This is a genomic window from Rhizobium sp. R634 (genome assembly GCF_002211305.1).
Lineage (GTDB): Bacteria > Pseudomonadota > Alphaproteobacteria > Rhizobiales > Rhizobiaceae > Rhizobium.
Map to the genome: position 1 here is coordinate 231,729 of NZ_LOKW01000025.1, position 19,234 is coordinate 250,962.

Below are 19,234 nucleotides of genomic sequence, written 5' to 3' on the forward strand. Positions count from 1 at the left end.
ATGACCATCGCCGTCCTCGATCTCGCCACCGAAACCGCCAAGCTGCTTGCCGAACTCGGCGTCGATGCCGGCCGCTATCAGGGCGGCACGCTGTCCGTCACGTCGCCGGTCACGGGCAAGGAAATCGGCAAACTGAGACAGCACACCGTTTCCGAGACGAAGGCGGCGATCGAGGAAGCGCATAGTGCCTTCCTGGAATGGCGCTCGGTTCCGGCGCCGAAGCGCGGCGAGCTGGTCCGCCTGCTCGGCGAGGAACTGCGCGCCGCAAAGACGGCGCTCGGCCGTCTCGTTTCGATCGAGGTCGGCAAGATCACCTCGGAAGGCCTTGGCGAAGTGCAGGAGATGATCGACATCTGCGATTTCGCCGTCGGCCTTTCCCGTCAGCTCTACGGCTTGACGATCGCCACCGAGCGCTCCGAGCACCGGATGATGGAAAGCTGGCATCCGCTCGGCGTGGTCGGCATCATCTCCGCCTTCAATTTTCCCGTCGCCGTCTGGTCGTGGAATGCGGCGCTGGCGATCGTCTGCGGCAATTCCACCGTCTGGAAACCCTCCGAAAAGACGCCGCTGACGGCGCTCGCCGTGCAGGCGCTGTTCGAAAAGGCGCTGATGCGCTTCGTCACTGAAGGCGGCAAGGCGCCGGCCAATCTGTCGACGCTGATCATCGGCGGCCGCGACGTCGGCGAGGTGCTGGTCGACCATCCCAAGATCCCGCTCGTTTCGGCCACCGGCTCGACGGCGATGGGCCGCGCCGTCGGTCCGCGCCTGTCGCAGCGTTTTGCCCGCGCCATTCTCGAACTCGGCGGCAACAATGCGGCGATCGTCTGCCCGAGCGCCGATCTCGACCTGACGCTGCGCGGCGTCGCTTTCTCCGCCATGGGCACGGCAGGCCAGCGCTGCACGACGCTGCGCCGTCTCTTCGTGCATGAAAGCGTCTACGACCAGCTGGTGCCGCGGCTGCAGAAGGCCTACGGCTCCGTCACCATCGGCAATCCTTTGGAAACCGGCACGCTCGTGGGACCGCTGATCGACGGCCAGGCTTTCGAGAAGATGCAGGCCGCGCTCGGCGAGGCAAAATCGGCCGGCGGCAAGGTGACCGGCGGCGAGCGCGTCGACAATGGTTCGGCCGATGCCTTCTACGTTCGCCCGGCGCTCGTTGAAATGCCCGAGCAGACGGGGCCGGTCGAGCACGAGACCTTCGCGCCGATCCTCTATGTGATGAAATACAGCGATTTCGACGACGTGCTGGCGTTGCACAATGCCGTGCCGCAGGGGCTGTCGTCGTCGATTTTCACCAATGACATGCGCGAGGCTGAGACCTTCGTCTCCGCAAACGGGTCGGATTGTGGCATCGCCAACGTCAACCTCGGTCCCTCGGGCGCCGAGATCGGCGGCGCTTTCGGCGGCGAGAAGGAAACCGGCGGCGGGCGCGAGTCCGGCTCGGATGCCTGGAAGGCCTATATGCGCCGCGCCACCAACACGATCAATTACGGCAGAACCCTGCCGCTGGCCCAGGGCGTCAAGTTCGACGTGGAATAAGCCGCGATACCACAGGGCGGGCGCTCGAGGAGCGCCGCCCTTCTCAGCTGAATTGCGATTTATTCCGTTGTAATATGATATACTTAGTCAAGATATTGTGATGCTCTTTTCCTGACGATCAAACTTGAAATCGTCATTCAAGAAAAATATACGCCTCTCACCACCCCTGGGAGCTTGGGTGGCATCGCCATGGAGGCCATCATGACTGTCGCTCTTAATCATTTTTCCCACGCACTCGCGCTTGCCGCTTCTCTTTTCGCCGCCACGACGCTCGCCGGCGGCGCCCAGGCGCAGGACGAAGGTATCGTTGTTTACAACGCCCAGCACGAGAGTCTGGGCCGCGAATGGATCGATGCCTTCACCAAGGAGACCGGCATCAAGGTCACCATGCGCCAGGGCAGCGACATGCAGTTCGCCAACCAGATCATTCAGGAAGGCGACGCCTCTCCGGCAGACGTATTCCTCACCGAGAACTCGCCGGCGATGACGCTGGTCGACGGTGCGGGCCTCTTCGCCCCTGTCGACAAGGAAACGCTGGATCAGGTTCCGGAGCAGTACCGCCCGGCCGACGGCATGTGGACCGGCATTGCCGCGCGCACCACGGTCTTTGCCTATGACAAGACCAAGCTCACCGAAGACAAGCTGCCGAAGTCGCTGCTCGACCTCGCAGACCCGGCCTGGAAGGGCCGCTGGGGCGCGGCCCCCGCCGGTGCCGACTTCCAGGCTATCGTCGCGGCCCTGTTGCAGCTGAAGGGCGAAGACGCCACCAAGGCATGGCTGAAGGGCCTCAAGGACAACGCCATGCCCTACAAGGGCAACAGCGTGGCCATGAAGGCTGTCAATGCAGGCGAAGTCGAAGGCGCGGTCATCTACCATTACTACTGGTTCGGCGATCAGGCGAAGACCGGCGAAAACAGCAAGAATGTCGGCCTGCATTATTTCAAGAACCAGGATCCGGGTGCTTTCGTCAGCGTTTCGGGTGGCGGTATCCTGAAATCCACGCAGCACATGAAGGAAGCCCAGGCCTTCCTGAAGTTCATCACCGGCAAGGCCGGCCAGGCGGTTCTCAAGGACGGCACGTCCTATGAATATGCCGTCGGCAAGGATGCTCCCTCCAACGACAAGCTGGTCCCGCTTTCCGATCTCAACGCTCCCAAGGTCGAGGCTTCGACGCTGGACAGCAAGAAGGTCGTGGAACTGATGACGGCCGCCGGCCTGATCTGACCTTTCTGCCGCAGGCTTCATCCGGCCAAAACTATTGCTTTTGGCTCAAGAAAACCTTAGGGCATGACGATATCCGGCAACCGCTTTCCGAAAGCGGTTGCCTTCCTTTTTCAGCGTGTGAAGGCATCGGCCTTGCTGCAGGACAACAGATTGCTGGCATCCGGCACCGAGGCGCCGGCCGCGACGGCAGCCGTGCGAATGGTGTTGCCGCGCGGGCGCATGCCGCACGCTTCCGTGGTTCTGCTTGCAACCATCGTGGCGATCTTCAGCCTCGTGCCGCTCGGCTTCATCGGCTGGATCACCTATGATGTCGGCTGGGAAACGGTGAAGGCGCTGGTCTTCCGGCCGCGCGTCGGCGAACTCCTCGTCAACACCGTCCTCCTGGAATCGATCACCATTCCGCTGTCGATCGCGCTTGCCGTGACGCTCGCCTGGCTGACCGAGCGGACCGACATTCCCTTCGCGCGGCTCTGGGCCTGGCTGGCGATCGCTCCGCTCGCCGTGCCCGCCTTCGTGCACAGTTATGCCTGGGTCAGCCTCATTCCCGGCATGCGCGGCCTGCAGAGCGGCGTCTTCGTCTCGGTGATCGCCTATTATCCGTTTTTGTACCTGCCGGTCGCCGCCGCGTTGCGCCGCCTCGATCCGGCGATCGAGGATGCCGCGGCCTCGCTCGGCCTCGATCCCTGGCGCGTCTTCTTCCGCGCCGTGCTGCCGCAACTCAGGTTTGCCATCTGCGGCGGCTCGCTGTTGATCGCGCTGCATCTGCTGTCGGAATACGGCCTGTTCGTCATGATCCGCTTCGATACTTTCGCAACGGCGATCGTCGACCAGTTCCAGTCCTCTTATAACAGCCCGGCCTCCAACATGCTCGGCGGCGTGCTTGTCGCCTGCTGTCTCTTCCTGCTCGGCCTCGAAGTGCTGCTGCGCGGCAATGAACGCTATGCCCGCGTCGGCTCCGGCGCGCCGCGTCCGGCCGATCGCCGGCGGCTCGGCTGGTTTGCCGCGCCGGCTCTCCTGCTGCCCGCAGTGCTCGCGGTGCTCACTCTCGGCGTGCCGCTGGTGACGCTCGGACGCTGGCTCTATCTCGGTGGTCTCGAAATCTGGCGCATCGAGGTCGGCAGCGCCTTTCTGCAGACGATCGTGCTCGCCGTTGCCGGCGGCGTGCTGGCGACGATTGCCGCGGCACCCATGGCCTGGCTTTCCGTGCGCGCGCCCGGCCGCTTCCAGCGCCTGCTCGAAGCCTGCCACTATTATGTCGGCTCGCTGCCTGGCGTCGTCGTGGCGCTGGCGCTGGTGACGATCACCGTGCGTCTCGTGCTGCCGCTCTACCAGACCTTCGCGACGCTGCTCGTTGCCTATGTGATGCTTTTCCTGCCGCGCGCCATGGTGGGGCTGCGCGCCAGCATCGCCCAGGCGCCGGTGGAGCTGGAGCGCGCTGCCATGGGCCTCGGCCGCACGCCGGGCCAGGCGGTGCGGCAGATCACCATGCGGCTTGCAGCCCCCGGAGCGGCCGCCAGCGTGGCGCTCGCCGCCCTCGGCATCACCAACGAACTCACGGCGACGCTGATGCTGTCGCCCAATGGCGTCGATACGTTGGCGACGAAATTCTGGTCGCTGACCAGTGAGATCGACTATGTCTCGGCCGCCCCCTACGCCTTCATGATGATTGTGCTGTCGCTGCCGCTCACCCTCATGCTTTATACGCAATCGAAACGGACCGCCGGCCAATGACGCTGCTTACGATCGACACTATCAGCAAGCGATACGGCCCGGTGCAGGCGCTGAAGGATATCTCGCTCGAAGTGCAGGCGGGCAGCCGCACGGCTGTCGTCGGCCCCTCCGGCTCGGGCAAGACGACGCTGCTGCGCATCGTCGCCGGCTTCGAACAGCCGGATGCCGGCACGGTGACGCTGGATGGCGAAGTGCTGGCGGATGGCCCGGCAGCGGTGCCGGCCCACAAGCGCGGCATCGGCATCGTCTCGCAGGACGGCGCGCTGTTTCCGCATCTCAGCGTTGCCGACAATATCGGCTTCGGTTTCGAGAAAGGGGCTGCGGACCGCGAGAAGCGCATCGTTGAGCTGCTTGATATGGTCGAGCTTGACCGTGGCATGCTGGTCAGGCGCCCGCATCAACTTTCCGGCGGCCAGCAGCAGCGCGTGGCGCTTGCCCGCGCCCTCGGCCGCAAGCCGCGGCTGATGCTGCTCGACGAACCGTTTTCGGCGCTCGATACAGGCTTGCGCGAAAACATGCGCAAGGCGGTCGCGCGCGTGCTGCAGGCGGCCGGCATCACCGCCATTCTGGTGACGCATGATCAGGAAGAGGCGCTGAGCTTTGCCGATCAGGTGGCGGTGCTGAGGGAAGGACGGCTGATCCAGGCCGGCTCGCCGCAATCATTGTATCTACATCCCCGGGATCGCGAAACGGCGCTGTTCCTCGGCGATGCCGTGCTGCTTCCCGCCATCATCCGAAACGGGCTTGCGGATTGCGCGCTGGGCCATGTCGCCGTCGAGGGCAGCCGTCAGGGCAAGGCCGAGATCATGCTGCGGCCCGAGCAGATCCGCGTCGTTGCCGATGACAGCGACCGCAATCATGCCGGACGGGTCGTGGAGGTGGAGTTCGGCGGCGCGGTCTGCACCGTCGCCGTCTCGCTCGACGGCGTCGCATTGCCGCCGATCAGGATCAAGACCTCGAGCGTCGCGCTTCCGGCGCGAGGCGATCTCGTTCGCCTGGATATCTCAGGCAAGGCGCATGTTTTCGAAGGCTGAGGCGCCTCGCATCGATATGCCGGAACCGCTGCGCGCTTCCGAGCGGTATGCGTTGCTCAGCCGAATTTGCGCACCAGCTCTTCCGGCTCGATGCCTTCGAGCCAGCCGCCGGTGAAGCCGGCGCGTTCGAGGCCGAGACGGATCACCGGCGATTGCCGCATCAGCTTCCAGATGAAATCGGAGCGCTCATTCTCGACAGTCATGACGACGAGGCCCTGGTCGATGCCGACGGTGCGGTCGTCGACCCAGCCTTCCGGCCGCTTCGTCTGGACGGTCGGATTGAAGCCGCCGGGGAAGCCGCCTTCCAAGAGCAGGTTCGGATAGGTGGTCAGAAGCGCCTTGGTGCCGTCGAGCGCGGCTTGCCGGTCATAGGGCAGGCAGGCAAGGGCCGCCCAGGGCGCGATCGTGCCGTCATCCGGGCCGAGCGGGGCGCCGCGCGCGGCATAACCCAAAACCTTCGGCTGGCGGCCGCCGCGCATGCGCCGCGTCGGCGGCGGGCCGTCGCAGGCGGTGAAGCCCCAGATATTCCGGTTGTAGCCGACGAAACGGCCGGGATTGCGCTCGGCATAGTCGCGCTGCATGTTGATGACGACCTGCGTGTTGCGGAAATAATCCCAGTTGCGCTCGGCCATCGGCTTGTCCTGGATGCTGCGGAAATCGATCCAGGCGTGGGAGAAGAGATGGATGAAGAGCGGTCCGGCATAGAGATAGGGCTGCTCGTTGAACATCATCCAGGAATAGCTTGATGTAAAGGCGTCGTAGCAGGATTGCGGGATCGGATGCGTCGGCGAGGCGAGCGCCAGCGCGTAGAGGATGATCGCCTCGTCGAAGCCGTGATAGCGCCAGCGCAGGAAGCCGGAAGAGGGCTTCCAGCCCATGGAGATGGTGTCGCCCTTGTTCAGCGCCCAGCGCCAGTCGACGCGCTCGTAGATGAAGGTCGCGAGCTCGCGGATCTCGGTCTCCGTCTCGTCCTCACGATTGAAATATTGCGCCGCCGTCAGCACGCCGGCGAGAAGCAGCGCCGTGTCGATGGTCGAAAGCTCGCTGTTCCAGGCGCGATTGCCGGTATCCATGTGCAGAAAATGGTAGAAGAAGCCGCGATGGCCGGTCGCGTGGCGCTCTTCGCCCTGACGGGCTTCGGCGAAGAAGCGCAGCGTATTGACCGTGCGCTCGGCCGCTTCGCTGCGGCTGATCCAGGAACGCTCGACGCCGACGGGATAGGAGGAAAGCGCAAAACCGACCGCCGCGATGCTCGCCGGCACGCCGCCGATCGAAGTATCTGCCACGAGGCCATTTTCGGGATTGGAATATTTCAGGAAATACTTGAACGCTGAATGCTGCAACCTGTCGATTAGCGCGGCATCAATGTCTTCAATCCGTTGCAGCATAGGCTCCTACCCAACTGTTGCATCGCCCCATGCTTCAACATGAAAGGCGTCCCCCGGCAAATCAACCCTTTTTGATTCGCAGGGATAAGAGAACACAAAAGCGGGAGGGTTGGCGTTAACAATTATCAGTGAAATAGTATCTAGGATAAGTAATATAAGCAGTGCAGCAAAAAGACCACGCTTCACCGGCCTATTTGCGCTGTTTTCTGCAATAATTTCCTACCAGCAGCATGTAAAAGCTATCGGCCGACGGCATAGGCCTGCATCAGGCGCGGCGTCGCCGCAGCGCGCATCAGTCCGTCGGCATCGCGCCGGGCGGCGGTCAGCCGGCCGATGGTCCAGGGATCGGCGACGGTCAGCTTGTGGCCTTTGCGGGCGAGCGCATCGAGCACATCGGCCCCGAAATTCGCCTCCACCATCAGGCTGCCGGGCTCGCGGGTACGCGGATAGAAGGAGCTCGGAAAATGCGCGGTGTGGAACAGCGGCTGATCGATCGCTGCCTGCAGGTTCAGCTTGTGATGCACATGCCGCAGGAAGAAGGAGAGCTGCCATTGGTCCTGCTGATCGCCGCCCGGCGTGCCGAAGGCGAGCGTCGGGCGACCCTCATAGAGGCCGAGCGAAGGCGTCAGCGTCGTGCGCGGCCGTTTGCCCGGCGCCAGTGAGGTCGGCAGGCCTGGCTTCAGCCAAAACATTTGCGCGCGGGAATTAAGGCAGAAGCCGAGACCCGGCACGGTGGGCGAAGATTGTAGCCAGCCGCCGGAGGGCGTGACGGAAACCATGTTACCGTCGCGGTCGATCACGTCGATATGCACGGTGTCGCCGCGTTTTTCCGAGAGATGCGCCATGGTCGGCTCATAGACGATGCCGGTCTTGGAGTCGGCGCCGAGCATCTTCATCGTCAGATCGTGCTGCGCCTCGAAGCCGGCAACGACACCCGGGCGAAGATCGAAGGAAGCCTCCGCGCCGACAAGCTTGCGGCGCTCGGCCGCATAGGTCTCCGACAGCAGATGGGCGACGGGGATTTCAGAAAAATCCGGATCGCCGTAATAGACTTCGCGGTCGGCGAAGGCGAGCTTCATCGCCTCGGTGACGGTATGGACGAAGTCGGCGCCGGCGGGGTTCATCGCGGCCAGATCGAAACCCTTCAGGATCAACAATGCCTGCAGGAAGACGGGGCCTTGGCCCCAAGGCCCCGTCTTGGCGATCGTCCAGCCGTGGTAATCATAGGTCAGCGGTTCCTCGATCGTCGCCGACCAGCCCGCCATGTCATCTGCGGTGAGCACGCCCCTGTGACGATTGCCGCTCGCATCCATCACCTCGGCGGTCTTCAGGTAATCGTCGATCGCCTCGGCGACGAAGCCACGATAGAAAGCGTCGCGCGCCGCCTCCACCTGCGCCTCCCGGCCGCTCGTCGTCTCGGCTTCGGCGATGACGCGTTTCCAGGTTTCGGCCAGCACCGGGTTGCGGAAGTTCGAGTGAGCTTCTGGGACGCTGCCGCCCGGCAACCAGGTTTCATAGGAGGTCGGCCATTCCTTCTCGAAGAAAGCCGCCAGCCCTTTGATGGTGGCTGAAACGCGCGGCAACAGCGGATGGCCGTGTTCGGCATAAAAGATCGCCGGTTCCAGCACGTCGCGAACGCTCATCGTGCCGTAGTCGCGCAGCATCAGCATCCAGCCGTCGAAGGCGCCGGGGATGACGGTCGCGAGCAGACCGTCGCCGGGGATCAGCGACAGGCCTTCCCCGGTATAGTGCTCGATCGTCGCGCCGGCGGGAGCCGGCCCCTGCGCTGAGATGACTTCGACCTTGTCCTTCTTCTTCGAATAGATCAGCGCCGGCAGGTCGCCGCCCGGGCCGCAGAGGTGCGGCTCGACGATCTGCAGCACGAAACCCGCGGCTATTACCGCGTCGAAGGCGTTGCCGCCCTTTTCGAGGATGCTCATGCCCACCGCCGAGCCGATCCAGTGCGTCGAGGTGACGACGCCGAAGGTGCCGAGGATTTCGGGACGGGTCGTGAATGCGGTCATGTCGGCGTTCCTTTCCGGAGGAGCATTCCTTGAGGGATCGGTCTAGGCCGCGCGTGCGGAGAGGAAAACCTGCGGCTCGAAGGCAAAATCCTTGTCGAATGGGTAGGTCTGGCGCTGTTTGCGCAGCCGCGGCAGGCGCTCGACGAACTGATCGACCACGCCGGGCGAGAGCGCCATCAGGTTCGGATTGGCGATCGGCGCCAGCTCCGGCGAGAGATAGCCCGATTTAACGACGATGATCTTCGCCCGGTGCGGATCGAGGCCAAGCCGGGTGAAATCGACAATATTGTGATAGGGCCGGCGCTTGGCCGAAAGCACAAGATCGATGCCGCCGGTCGAAACGACGGCCTGCCGGTCAGAGGGATCGGCGGTCTCATGCAGGAATTTGACAATGAAGCGGGCGGTGACCGGCTGGCTGCCCTGGCTGTCGAGCGAGGCGCCGACGCTGAGGTCGAGCCCGGTACCGATGCCCGCGGCATAGCAGGCCTCGGTCGCCGCCTTGTCGGCAATGCCGGCGAAGACGACGTCTGTCGCGTCCTTGGCGATCAGTTCGGCCAGCACGTCGGCCCGGTCTCCGACGCCACCGCCGGTCGGATTGTCGCCGGATTCGGCGAGCACGACCGGTGCGGTCGGGCTGGCGACGGCTCTCGCCACGCATTCCTCGATCGAGCCGGTTTCGCAGCCGAAGACGAAGTCCCCGCGTGCGTCCCAATAGGCTTGGGCGAGGCGCTTTGCCTCTCGCTCCAGCACCGCGCGGTCGGTGCCGGTCATGATGGCGGCGGCCGTGGCGCGCGGTTCGTCGGCCCAGACATAGCCGACCATCAGCGACGCATCCCAGACGCCGTCCATCGCGTCGATATCAGGCAGCAAGGCATAGAGGCTGTTAGCCGGCTCATCGACGGTGCTGGTGCGCTCGCCGGGCAGGACGACCGGGATCGGCGCCCAGAGAACGACCGGACGCACGCCGGTTTTCAGGCTCTTCACCAGCATGGAGACCGAGCGGCGCATCGTTTCCTCGACATCGATATGCGGCGCGGTGCGATAAGTGGAATAGATATCGAGCGCGTCGATGATGTGCTGCGTGACGTTGCCGTGCAGGTCGTAGCTTGCCGAAACCGTGCATTGCTCCCCGACCAGCCCACGGGCAGCGGAGATCCAGTCGCCTTCCGCATCCTCCATGCCCTCGACATACATGGCGCCGTGCATGGCGAGGTAGAGCCCGTCGAGCGGCAGCATCGGTTTCAGCCGCTCGAGGAATTCGCTCTTGAAGGTCTCATAGGTGGCGCGAGACACCGGGCCGCCGGCGATGGCGCGGGCATGGATGGTCGGCAGGAATTCGGCGTCATAATCCCTGAGAAACGCGAAATAGGGCGATTCCAGCAGCGCGGCGCCGCGCAGCACGCGAAAATCCTTCTCCTCGTTCAGGACGGGATTGTAAGTGCTGCACTCGATATGAATGCCACCGATGGCGATGCGCATGATGAACCTCTGCTGACGTTGGGACCGATCAGGAAATAAGGGCGGCGATGGAGGGTTTCGATTCGAAGAGGCGCCGAATTGTCCGATCCCGATGATAGTTCGCAAAGCGAGCCAATCAACCGCAATAAATTAGAAAATGAAGCCGCTCACCAGGCGCAAAGCGACCGCGATGTCGGCGTGAGACGCGCGACTTCGATCTTCCGCCAGCACTGACCATCCATCGTCGGGTAGATCTCGTCCGTCCAAACGCGGTTCTGCCGCAACCGGTCCTGATAGGCGGTTCGGCTGTCCTGATCCGCGTGGCATTCAAGCCAGACGAACACCGTCTCGCCCTCGCGAACCGGCAGCCTGGGAAAGCCGTTCCTGCTTCGCTCGGTCACGAACAAGCCATCGATGCGCGCACCGGCCTCTTGAATGAGCGGGAGCGCATGGTCGCGGAAGAACCTGGAAAAATCCTCTTCCGTTCCAGGCGCGAGCGAGCAGATATTGACGACGATCAGGCCCTTCGCCCGGGATCGGCCTGCCTCCGCATCCCTTGGCAGGTTATGCGGGAACGGGTCGATCCCGGCAGCCGGCTTCAGGAGCAGGACGTTGTCCGAATTGAGCATCGTCGCATTGGCGGCTGGTCCATGTTCTTTCCAGACGGGGCCTGAATAAAAGGATGCGAGTGCCTCCGTCCGGGCTTCCATGTCCCTGAAGGAGCGAACCCACACGAAGGAATCAGGATCGTCGAGATCGCGGAACTCCGCTTCGACGCGCATGCCCAGCGCCTCCTGGGGTTCGACGAATTCCCGGCCGAACAGATGGATCAATGCTTCCCTGCTCTCGGGCAGAAGCCGGTAGCGGCGAAGCTCGAAGATGGTGTGCGGATTCATGGTTTCCTCAACAGGTCGATCATCCTGTTTTAAGAACAGGGCAATTGACCTGTTTTGTCAAGATGCTATTCTGCGCGCTGACCCGGTTGAGACATCATGAGCGAAAACAGAAGAACCAATGACCCCGAGGGCGTGCGCCGCCGGATCGTCGCTGCCGCCTATGATGCCTTCGTCACCCAGGGTTATCTCGCGACCGGCATGCTGGAGCTGCGCGAAAGGGCTTCCGTCTCCGGCGGCGCGATGGCGCATCATTTCCCCGTCAAGCGCGACCTTGGGCTTGCGGTCATTCGCGACCGCGTATCCGAAGCCGTTCGGCAAACATGGATCGAGCCGTTCCACACCGGCACGAATGCGCCGGCCGCGATCGATTCGATCTTCGAAAGCATCATCGGCGAGCTGACGCAGAACGGCAGGGTTTCCGGCTGCCCGCTCAACAACATGGCGATGGAAATTTCCCAGCATGACGCGGAAATGCGCGGAGCTGTCAGCGCCGTATTCGGCGCCTGGCACGAAGCACTATCCGCCAGTTTCGAGACGGATGTTAAAGAAAACCGCGCGCGGGAACTCAACCCGCAGAGCCTCGCGACCCTTGTGATCGCCAGCTATTCCGGCGCCATGGCGATGTCTAAGGCGCGCCAGGACGTCGGCCCGCTTATCGACTGCCGTGTGGAATTGGCGGCGCTGCTGGCGGCGAAATATCGCTGAAGGGCGCGAAGGAAAGACAATCGACAGCGCGCTCGGCACGAGCTTGTTATCTAAATCGTCGGCATGCACATTGGGAAAACTGGAGCGGGCGAAGGGATTCGAACCCTCGACCCCAACCTTGGCAAGGTTGTGCTCTACCCCTGAGCTACACCCGCTCAATCCGCATCGGTCCGGGGTAGTCGTTGGACCGTGGGCGCCGCCTCGTGGCGACGGGCGCTATATGGCCTAACGGATTTTCAAATGCAACAGGGAAATGACGAAGAGGCGAAGAAAAATTCTCGAGGTCGTGCGAGAGGGGCGAAAAGGCCGCAAATGTGGGGGTAGAGCGTCGGTGGCGAAGATTGCCAAATGCTGTGGACGGACTTAATCAGGACGCCTCGACCTTTTCCTATCCCATACAATGGATTGCCCGATGTCCGAAAACACCCCGAAGACAAGAGAAGAACTGTTCGCCTTCCTCGACGGCCTCGGCATCGCCCATAAGACGGTCGATCATGCGCCTGTTTTCACCGTGGCCGAATCGGTCGCGCTGCGCGACGAGATCCCCGGCGGTCACACCAAGAACCTCTTCATCAAGGACAAGAAGGACAGGTATTTCCTGCTGACCGTGGAGGAAAATGCCGATGTCGACCTCAAGCAGGTGCATAATCTGATCGGCGGGTCCGGTCGCGTCTCCTTCGGCAGGGCGGAGAAGCTGATGGAGTATCTCGGCGTCATCCCGGGCGCGGTCACCGCTTTCGGCGCGATCAACGATACCGCCCAAAGCGTGACCTTCGTGCTCGATGCCGATCTCATGCGCGAGGAGATCATCAATTGCCATCCGCTGGCCAATGATGCGACGACGTCGATTGCAAGCGGCGACCTCGTCCGTTTCATGGAAGCGACGGGACATAAGCCGCTTGTCTTGAAAGTGACGTCCTGACATACGATTTTAGCGCTGAAGCGCGTGGCGGTCTTTCAGATCCGCCAGCCGCGTTTTAGTCTTTGGTTTTGCGCATGTCCTTATCGCAAAACCGCTACATATTTTTACGCGACATGCTTTAGCAGAGATGCCGGCAGGATCGGCGCGGCGGGAGAGACCTATGAGCGGCAGCGACAACCCCTATAACAGTTCCTTCGGCAATCAGATGTCGGCGACGGCAAGCTTCGGCGCCCAGCCTGCGCCCGCGGCCGCTGCGGCCGGCAGCTATATCAAGGACACGACCACCGCCAATTTCTCCAAGGATGTCATCGAAGATTCGCGCAACCAGCCGGTGCTGGTCGATTTCTGGGCGCCATGGTGCGGTCCGTGCAAGCAGCTGACGCCTGTTCTGGAAAAGGTGGTCAATGAAGCACAGGGCCGCGTCAAGCTGGTCAAGATGAATATCGACGACCATCCCTCGATCGCCGGACAGCTCGGCATCCAGTCCATTCCCGCCGTCATCGCCTTCGTCAACGGCCGTCCGGCCGACGGCTTCATGGGCGCGGTGCCGGAAAGCCAGGTGCGCCAATTCATCGACCGGATCGGCGGCCCCGCCGGCGCCGACGAGGCGGCCGAGATCGAAGCCGTGCTTGCGGAAGCGGCCGAGCTGCTTGCCGCCGGCAATATCAACGAGGCCGCCCAGCTTTATGCCGCCGTGATGCAGGCTGCTCCCGAAAATCCCAAGGCGCTTGCCGGGATGGCCGAATGCATGATCGCCGCAAACCAGCATCAGCGGGCGCGCGAAACGCTGACCGATCTGCCGGAGGAGATCGCCAAGGATGCCGGCATTCAGGCGGTGTTGAAGAAGCTCGATCAGATCGAGGAGGCCCGCAAGCTCGGCGATCCCGTCGCGCTCGAAGGTGAGCTGGCGGCGAACCCCGATAATCACGAGGCGCGGCTGAAGCTCGCCAAGATCCTGAATGTCGAAGGCCGGCGCGACGAGGCGGCCGAGCACCTGCTGCAGATCATGCGCAAGGACCGCGCCTTCGACGATGACGGCGCGCGGCGCCAGCTGCTGCAATTCTTCGAGGTCTGGGGATTCAAGGATCCGGCGACGGTTGCTGCCCGGCGCAAGCTTTCGGCGATGCTGTTTTCCTAAGTTTACAATATCTGCCCTTGCGTTTTTGGGCGGGGGCACCACATTCTCGTCAGACGGGCACGCCCGTTACAAGAATGCGGGACGGTTTCATGCAAGTCGGGAATGCCAGATACCTGAAGCCGGGCGATCTGCCTGATGCGATCGCCGTCTTCCCCCTGACCGGTGCCCTTCTCCTGCCGGCCGGGCAGCTTCCTCTCAACATCTTCGAGCCGCGCTATCTGGCGATGCTGGATTCGGCGCTTGCCGGAAACCGGCTGATCGGCATGGTGCAGCCGGCGCTCGGCGAGCACGAGGACAAGGGCGGCGAGCACAGTCTCGCCAGCGTCGGCTGCCTCGGCCGCATCACCTCCTTCGCCGAGACCGGCGACGGGCGCTATATCGTTTCGCTCACCGGCGTTTGCCGCTTCCGGCTGCTGGAAGAGAAAGTGACGGGCGATCCCTTCCGGACCTTCCGCATCGCCCCCTTCATCGCCGACCTTTCGGCCGGGAACGAGGAGGAGGCTGTCGATCGCACGGCGCTTCTGACCGCCTTCAAGGCCTATCTCGATGCCAACAAGCTGGAGGCCGACTGGGAGAGCGTCGAACGGGCGAGCAATCTGACGCTCGTCAATTCGCTCGCCATGATGTCGCCCTTCGGGCCGGCGGAAAAGCAGGCGCTGCTCGAGGCGCCGGATCTGAAGACGCGGGCGGAGACGCTGATCGCCATTACCGAGATCGTGCTAGCGCGGGTCTTCGGTGACTCCGACACGGTTCTGCAGTAAACTCGGCCATGGACGAAAAACTCAGCCGCGTCGATCCGAAACTGCTCGAACTTTTGGTCTGCCCGCTCTCCAAGGGGCGGCTTTCCTATGATCGCGAGCACAACGAACTCGTCTCGGAAAAGGCGCAGCTTGCCTATCCGATCCGCGACGGCATCCCGATCATGCTGGTGTCCGAGGCCAGGCGCCTCGACGAATAGACTGTTCTTCAGATCGCTTAAATCGTCTGGCCGGCCAGCAGGCGCGGATTGTCTTTTGCCGTCGTTCCCGCCGCCTGGCCGATGAAGAAGGATTTGAGGCGCGGCAGGCGGTCGACGATGCCGAGGCCGACATCGCGGGCGATGCGGATCGGCGTCGCATCGTTGGAGAAGAGCCGGTTCAGCACGTCGGTCGTCACCCCCATGCGGAAGGTATCGAAGCGCCGCCAGGTCTGGTAGCGCTCGAGAATGTTGATCGAGCCGATATCGAGGCCGAGGCGGTCGGCCTCCACAATGGTTTCGGCAAGGGCCGCCACATCCTTGAAGCCGAGATTGAGGCCCTGCCCCGAGATCGGGTGAATGCCGTGGGCGGCGTCGCCGGCGAGCGCGAGACGTGGCGCGACGAAGGAGCGGGCGAGCGTCAGGCCGAGCGGGAAGGCGCGCTTGTCGCCGACAAGTTTCAGCGCTCCGAGCTTATGGCCGAAGCGGCGTTCCAGTTCTTCTTCGAAAATCAGATCGTCGGCTCTGACCAACTGGTCGGCATCATGCGTCCGCTCCGTCCAGACGAGCGAGGAGCGGTTGTTGCGGAGCGGCAGGATGGCGAAGGGGCCGGCCGGCAGGAAATGCTCCTCGGCGCAGCCTTCATGCGGCCGCTCGTGTTCGACGGTGGCGACGATGCCGGACTGGCCATAGTCCCAGGTGACGGTCTTGATGCCGGCGAGATCGCGCAGTTTGGAGCGCACGCCGTCGCAAGCGACCAGCAGCCGGGTCTCCAATTGGCTGCCGTCGGAAAGCGTGACAGTCACATGGCTATCGTGCGTCTTCAGTTCGGTGGCGCCCAGCCCGTGGCGGATCTCGATGCCGAGGCGCTCGCAGAGGCCGCGCAGCGCCGCGACCATGGCGACATTCGGGATCATGTGGGCGAAGGGCCTTCCTTCCTCCACCTCGCCGTCGAAGGTCAGGAACACCGGACGCACCGGATCGGAGGTCCTGGAATCGGTGACGATCATCTTGCTGATCGGCTGGGCCTCGGGCTCGATCTCGTTCCAGACGCCGAAGACTTCGAGCATCTTCGACGCCGCGGCGATAATGGCGGAGGCGCGCGTATCGCCTTTCCAGACATGCTCGGGGGCCGCTTCGACGACGGCGACATCGAGATGGGGGGCTGCCTGTTTGACCGCGACCGCGGCGGAAAGGCCGACATAACCCCCGCCCACAACCAGCATATCCAGCATCGCGCCGCTCCCGTACCTTGTGCCTCAGATGTGATCTATATAGATCATCGCAACCTCACTTCCTACCGCCGGGAGGCATACAAAATGACGCGCGAGACATCGGGATCTTCGGCGATGGAGACGTTGCTTTCGACGCTCGATCTGGAGCCGATCGAGGTCGATATCTTCCGCGGCCGCAGTCCGCAGGTCGGCTGGCAGCGGGTCTTCGGCGGCCAGGTGATCGGTCAGGCGCTGATGGCGGCGCAGCGCACCATCGAGGCCGAGCGCTTCGTCCATTCGCTGCATGCCTATTTCATGCGCCCCGGTGATCCCTCGGTGCCGATCATCTATCAGGTCGAGCGCATCCGCGACGGATCGAGCTTCAATACCCGGCGTGTCGTGGCGATCCAGCACGGCAAGGCGATCTTCGCGCTGTCGGCCTCCTTCCAGGGAGAGGAGCCGGGCTTCGAGCACCAGATCGTCATGCCCGAGGTGGCGATGCCGGAGACGCTGCTCGGCGAGCAGCAGATCAAGGAGCAGTATCTCGCGCACGCGCCGGAAGCGATCCGCAAATACTGGCAGCGCGAGCGGCCGATCGAGATCCGTCCGGTTTCGCTGACACATTATTTTTCCGACAAGAAACTCGACCCGAAGCAGGACGTCTGGGTGCGCGCCACAGGCCCGGTCCCCGACGACCGACTCTATCAGGCTGCGGTGCTCGCCTATCTCTCCGACATGACGCTGCTCGATACCTCGCTTTATGCACATGGCAAATCCATTTTCGATCAGAGCCTGCAAGTGGCAAGCCTCGACCATTCCATGTGGTTCCACAGACCCTGCAAACTCGACGACTGGCTGCTCTATACGCAGGACAGTCCCTCGGCCTCGGGCGCCAGGGGCCTGACTCGCGGCAGCCTTTTTACCCGCTCGGGCGTGCTGATTGCCTCCGTCGCTCAGGAGGGGCTGATTCGGAAAAAGGCAAATGATTAAATAGCGTGCATATTTAGAAATTTGCGCATTATTTGTGCGCTTATCGGCCAATCATTTGCCTGTTTATTGGCACTGTTTCACAAATTCTTTATATTTCAATAAGTTACGCCACGTCTCGAATCTGGCACGCCCTTTGAATGTCTATCGCCGGTCGCTGTTCAGGAACGTCAGCGGCAAGGAGAGTCGGCTCCGCGCCGAGGATAACGAAGGATGGGAAACCAGATGAAAATTGTGATGGCTATTATCAAGCCGTTTAAGCTCGATGAGGTCCGCGAAGCGCTTACGGCGATCGGCATTCAGGGCCTGACCGTGACCGAAGTGAAGGGCTACGGGCGCCAGAAGGGGCATACCGAAATTTACCGCGGCACCGAATATGCGGTCAGCTTCCTGCCGAAGCTCAAGATCGAAATCGCCGTTGCATCCGAACTCGTCGATCGGGCTGTCGAAGCCATCGCGGCGTCGGCCAAGACCGGCCAGATCGGTGACGGCAAGATTTTCGTCTATTCGATCGACCATGCCGTGCGCATCCGTACGGGCGAAACCGATTCAGAAGCGCTGTAAAGAACGGCAGACCAAGGAGCTTTTTTCAATGTCGATCTCGAAGTTTTCCTCCACCTTTGCGCGGGTTTGCGCAGCAACGGCTGCGCTTCTCGCGCCGGCCGTCGCTTTTGCCCAGGAGGCTGCGCCTGCCGCTGCTGCCGCCGCTGCTCCTGCTCTGACGATGGAGAAGGGTGACAATACCTGGATGCTCGTCTCCTCGGCGCTCGTCCTTCTGATGACCATTCCGGGCCTCGCGCTCTTCTACGGCGGCCTCGTGCGCGCCAAGAACATGCTCTCCGTGCTGATGCAGGTTTTCATGATCACCGCCGTCGTGGCGCTGATCTGGGTGACCTACGGCTATTCGCTCGCCTTCACCGACGGCGGCTCGCTGAACAGCTTCATCGGCGGCTTCTCCAAGGCGTTCCTCGCCGGCGTCAACCCGTCGTCGCTCGTCGAGACTTTCTCGAAGGGTGTCGCCATCCCTGAATACACCTTCATCGTCTTCCAGATGACCTTCGCCTGCATCACGCCCGGCCTCATCGTCGGCGCATTCGCCGAGCGCATCAAGTTCTCGGCCGTCATGCTCTTCGTCGTGCTGTGGGTGACCTTCATCTACTTCCCGATGGCGCACATGGTCTGGTTCTGGGGCGGTCCGAGCTCCTACACCTCGCCGGCCGGCCTGATCTTCTCCTACGGCGCAATCGACTTTGCCGGCGGTACGGTCGTTCACATCAATGCCGGTATTGCAGGCCTCGTCGGCGCGATCATGCTCGGCAAGCGCACCGGCTACAAGAAGGAGATCATGGCTCCGCATTCGATGACGCTCACCATGGTCGGCGCATCGCTGCTGTGGGTCGGCTGGTTCGGCTTCAACGCCGGCTCCAACCTCGAGGCCAACGGCTACGCATCGCTTGCCATGATCAACACCTTCGTCGCGACGGCTGCGGCCGCCGTTTCCTGGTGCATCGTTGAAAGCCTCGCCCGCGGCAAGGCTTCCATGCTCGGCGGTGCTTCGGGCGCTGTCGCCGGTCTCGTCGCCGTTACCCCGGCGGCAGGCTTTGCCGGCCCGATGGGTTCGATCGTTCTCGGCCTCGTCGTCTCGCCGGTCTGCTACTTCTTCGTCGACGTCGTGAAGAACAAGTTCAACTACGACGACAGCCTCGACGTCTTCGGCGTCCATTGCGTCGGCGGCATCATCGGCGCTCTCGGCACCGGCATTCTCGTCAATCCGGCGCTCGGCGGCGCTGGCATCGTCGATTATTCGACGCCCGATTTCGCAGCCACCTATGCCGGCACGGCAACCCAGGTCTGGAACCAGGCCAAGGGCGTGCTGACGACGCTGCTGTGGTCGGGCATCGGTTCGGCGATCCTCTACAAGATCGTCGACGTCGTCATCGGCCTGCGCGTGAGCGTCGAAGCCGAGCGCGAAGGTCTCGACCTTTCGACCCACGGCGAAGCCGCTTACCACTCCTAATA

The 19,234-nt window shown here is 62.9% G+C and carries 17 protein-coding genes and 1 tRNA gene; 12 read left to right on the top strand and 6 right to left on the bottom strand.

Features of this window, described 5'->3' with window-relative positions; translation table 11 throughout:
• The 4 genes from ATY77_RS24050 (at window position 1) to ATY77_RS24065 (ending at window position 5,528) form a co-directional block, all read left to right on the top strand.
• Window positions 1-1,539: an aldehyde dehydrogenase family protein gene (locus tag ATY77_RS24050; RefSeq protein WP_088689137.1), complete on the top strand. Its 1,539-nt coding sequence runs from the start codon at window positions 1-3 to the stop codon at window positions 1,537-1,539.
• A gap of 201 nt (window positions 1,540-1,740) precedes the next feature.
• Window positions 1,741-2,763 carry an iron ABC transporter substrate-binding protein gene (locus tag ATY77_RS24055; protein WP_088689320.1) on the top strand — a complete coding sequence of 341 codons (1,023 nt, stop codon included), beginning with the start codon at window positions 1,741-1,743 and terminating at the stop codon, window positions 2,761-2,763.
• Window positions 2,764-2,826: 63 nt separating this feature from the next.
• Window positions 2,827-4,494, top strand: a complete 1,668-nt coding sequence (locus tag ATY77_RS24060; RefSeq protein WP_088689138.1) for an iron ABC transporter permease — start codon at window positions 2,827-2,829, stop codon at window positions 4,492-4,494.
• Window positions 4,491-5,528 carry an ABC transporter ATP-binding protein gene (locus tag ATY77_RS24065; protein WP_088689139.1) on the top strand — a complete coding sequence of 346 codons (1,038 nt, stop codon included), beginning with the start codon at window positions 4,491-4,493 and terminating at the stop codon, window positions 5,526-5,528. The genes ATY77_RS24060 and ATY77_RS24065 overlap by 4 nt, the downstream gene beginning before the upstream one ends.
• A 56-nt stretch (window positions 5,529-5,584) precedes the next feature.
• Here ATY77_RS24065 and ATY77_RS24070 read toward each other — a convergent pair whose 3' ends face one another.
• From ATY77_RS24070 to ATY77_RS24085, 4 genes are all read right to left on the bottom strand, one after another.
• The gene (locus ATY77_RS24070) at window positions 5,585-6,916 is read right to left on the bottom strand and encodes a glucoamylase family protein (RefSeq protein ID WP_088689140.1); all 1,332 of its coding nucleotides are present in this window, start codon (window positions 6,914-6,916) and stop codon (window positions 5,585-5,587) included.
• Between the two features lie 239 nt (window positions 6,917-7,155).
• Window positions 7,156-8,940, bottom strand: coding sequence for a gamma-glutamyltransferase family protein (locus ATY77_RS24075; protein WP_088689141.1), 1,785 nt, complete (start codon window positions 8,938-8,940; stop codon window positions 7,156-7,158).
• A gap of 42 nt (window positions 8,941-8,982) precedes the next feature.
• Window positions 8,983-10,419 carry a M81 family metallopeptidase gene (locus ATY77_RS24080; protein WP_088689142.1) on the bottom strand — a complete coding sequence of 479 codons (1,437 nt, stop codon included), beginning with the start codon at window positions 10,417-10,419 and terminating at the stop codon, window positions 8,983-8,985.
• A gap of 146 nt (window positions 10,420-10,565) precedes the next feature.
• Window positions 10,566-11,294, bottom strand: coding sequence for an NIPSNAP family protein (locus ATY77_RS24085; protein WP_088689143.1), 729 nt, complete (start codon window positions 11,292-11,294; stop codon window positions 10,566-10,568).
• 96 nt (window positions 11,295-11,390) lie between these two features.
• Here ATY77_RS24085 and ATY77_RS24090 point away from each other — a divergent pair, with 96 nt between their 5' ends.
• Entirely contained in the window at window positions 11,391-11,999 is a 609-nt protein-coding gene (locus ATY77_RS24090) for a TetR/AcrR family transcriptional regulator (protein ID WP_088689144.1), read from the top strand.
• Between the two features lie 80 nt (window positions 12,000-12,079).
• Here ATY77_RS24090 and ATY77_RS24095 read toward each other — a convergent pair.
• Window positions 12,080-12,154 (bottom strand) — tRNA-Gly (locus ATY77_RS24095).
• Window positions 12,155-12,411: 257 nt separating this feature from the next.
• Here ATY77_RS24095 and ATY77_RS24100 point away from each other — a divergent pair.
• The 4 genes from ATY77_RS24100 to ATY77_RS24115 all read left to right on the top strand — a co-directional run bounded on the left by ATY77_RS24100 (window position 12,412) and on the right by ATY77_RS24115 (window position 15,017).
• On the top strand, window positions 12,412-12,921 hold the full coding sequence (locus ATY77_RS24100) for a prolyl-tRNA synthetase associated domain-containing protein (RefSeq protein WP_088677498.1): 510 nt from the start codon (window positions 12,412-12,414) through the stop codon (window positions 12,919-12,921).
• Window positions 12,922-13,081: 160 nt separating this feature from the next.
• Window positions 13,082-14,059 carry a thioredoxin gene (gene trxA, locus ATY77_RS24105; protein WP_088689145.1) on the top strand — a complete coding sequence of 326 codons (978 nt, stop codon included), beginning with the start codon at window positions 13,082-13,084 and terminating at the stop codon, window positions 14,057-14,059.
• 74 nt (window positions 14,060-14,133) lie between these two features.
• The gene (locus ATY77_RS24110) at window positions 14,134-14,820 is read left to right on the top strand and encodes an LON peptidase substrate-binding domain-containing protein (protein ID WP_190237693.1); all 687 of its coding nucleotides are present in this window, start codon (window positions 14,134-14,136) and stop codon (window positions 14,818-14,820) included.
• Window positions 14,821-14,828: 8 nt separating this feature from the next.
• Window positions 14,829-15,017 (top strand): Trm112 family protein, encoded by a 189-nt coding sequence (locus ATY77_RS24115; RefSeq protein ID WP_003567459.1) that lies wholly within the window; start codon window positions 14,829-14,831, stop codon window positions 15,015-15,017.
• Window positions 15,018-15,034: 17 nt separating this feature from the next.
• On the opposite strand, the gene ATY77_RS24120 is transcribed toward ATY77_RS24115, so the two are convergent.
• Entirely contained in the window at window positions 15,035-16,249 is a 1,215-nt protein-coding gene (locus ATY77_RS24120) for a ubiquinone biosynthesis hydroxylase (RefSeq protein WP_088689147.1), read from the bottom strand.
• An 84-nt stretch (window positions 16,250-16,333) separates the two neighbouring features.
• On the opposite strand from ATY77_RS24120, the gene tesB reads away from it, so the two are divergent.
• The 3 genes from tesB (at window position 16,334) to ATY77_RS24135 (ending at window position 19,232) form a co-directional block, all read left to right on the top strand.
• Window positions 16,334-17,218 carry an acyl-CoA thioesterase II gene (tesB, locus tag ATY77_RS24125; protein ID WP_088689148.1) on the top strand — a complete coding sequence of 295 codons (885 nt, stop codon included), beginning with the start codon at window positions 16,334-16,336 and terminating at the stop codon, window positions 17,216-17,218.
• A gap of 210 nt (window positions 17,219-17,428) precedes the next feature.
• Entirely contained in the window at window positions 17,429-17,779 is a 351-nt protein-coding gene (locus tag ATY77_RS24130; RefSeq protein WP_003543684.1) for a P-II family nitrogen regulator, read from the top strand.
• A 28-nt stretch (window positions 17,780-17,807) separates the two neighbouring features.
• A complete protein-coding gene (locus ATY77_RS24135) occupies window positions 17,808-19,232 on the top strand; it encodes an ammonium transporter (RefSeq protein WP_088677502.1) in 1,425 nt (474 codons plus the stop codon).
• Window positions 19,233-19,234 lie beyond the last annotated feature (2 nt).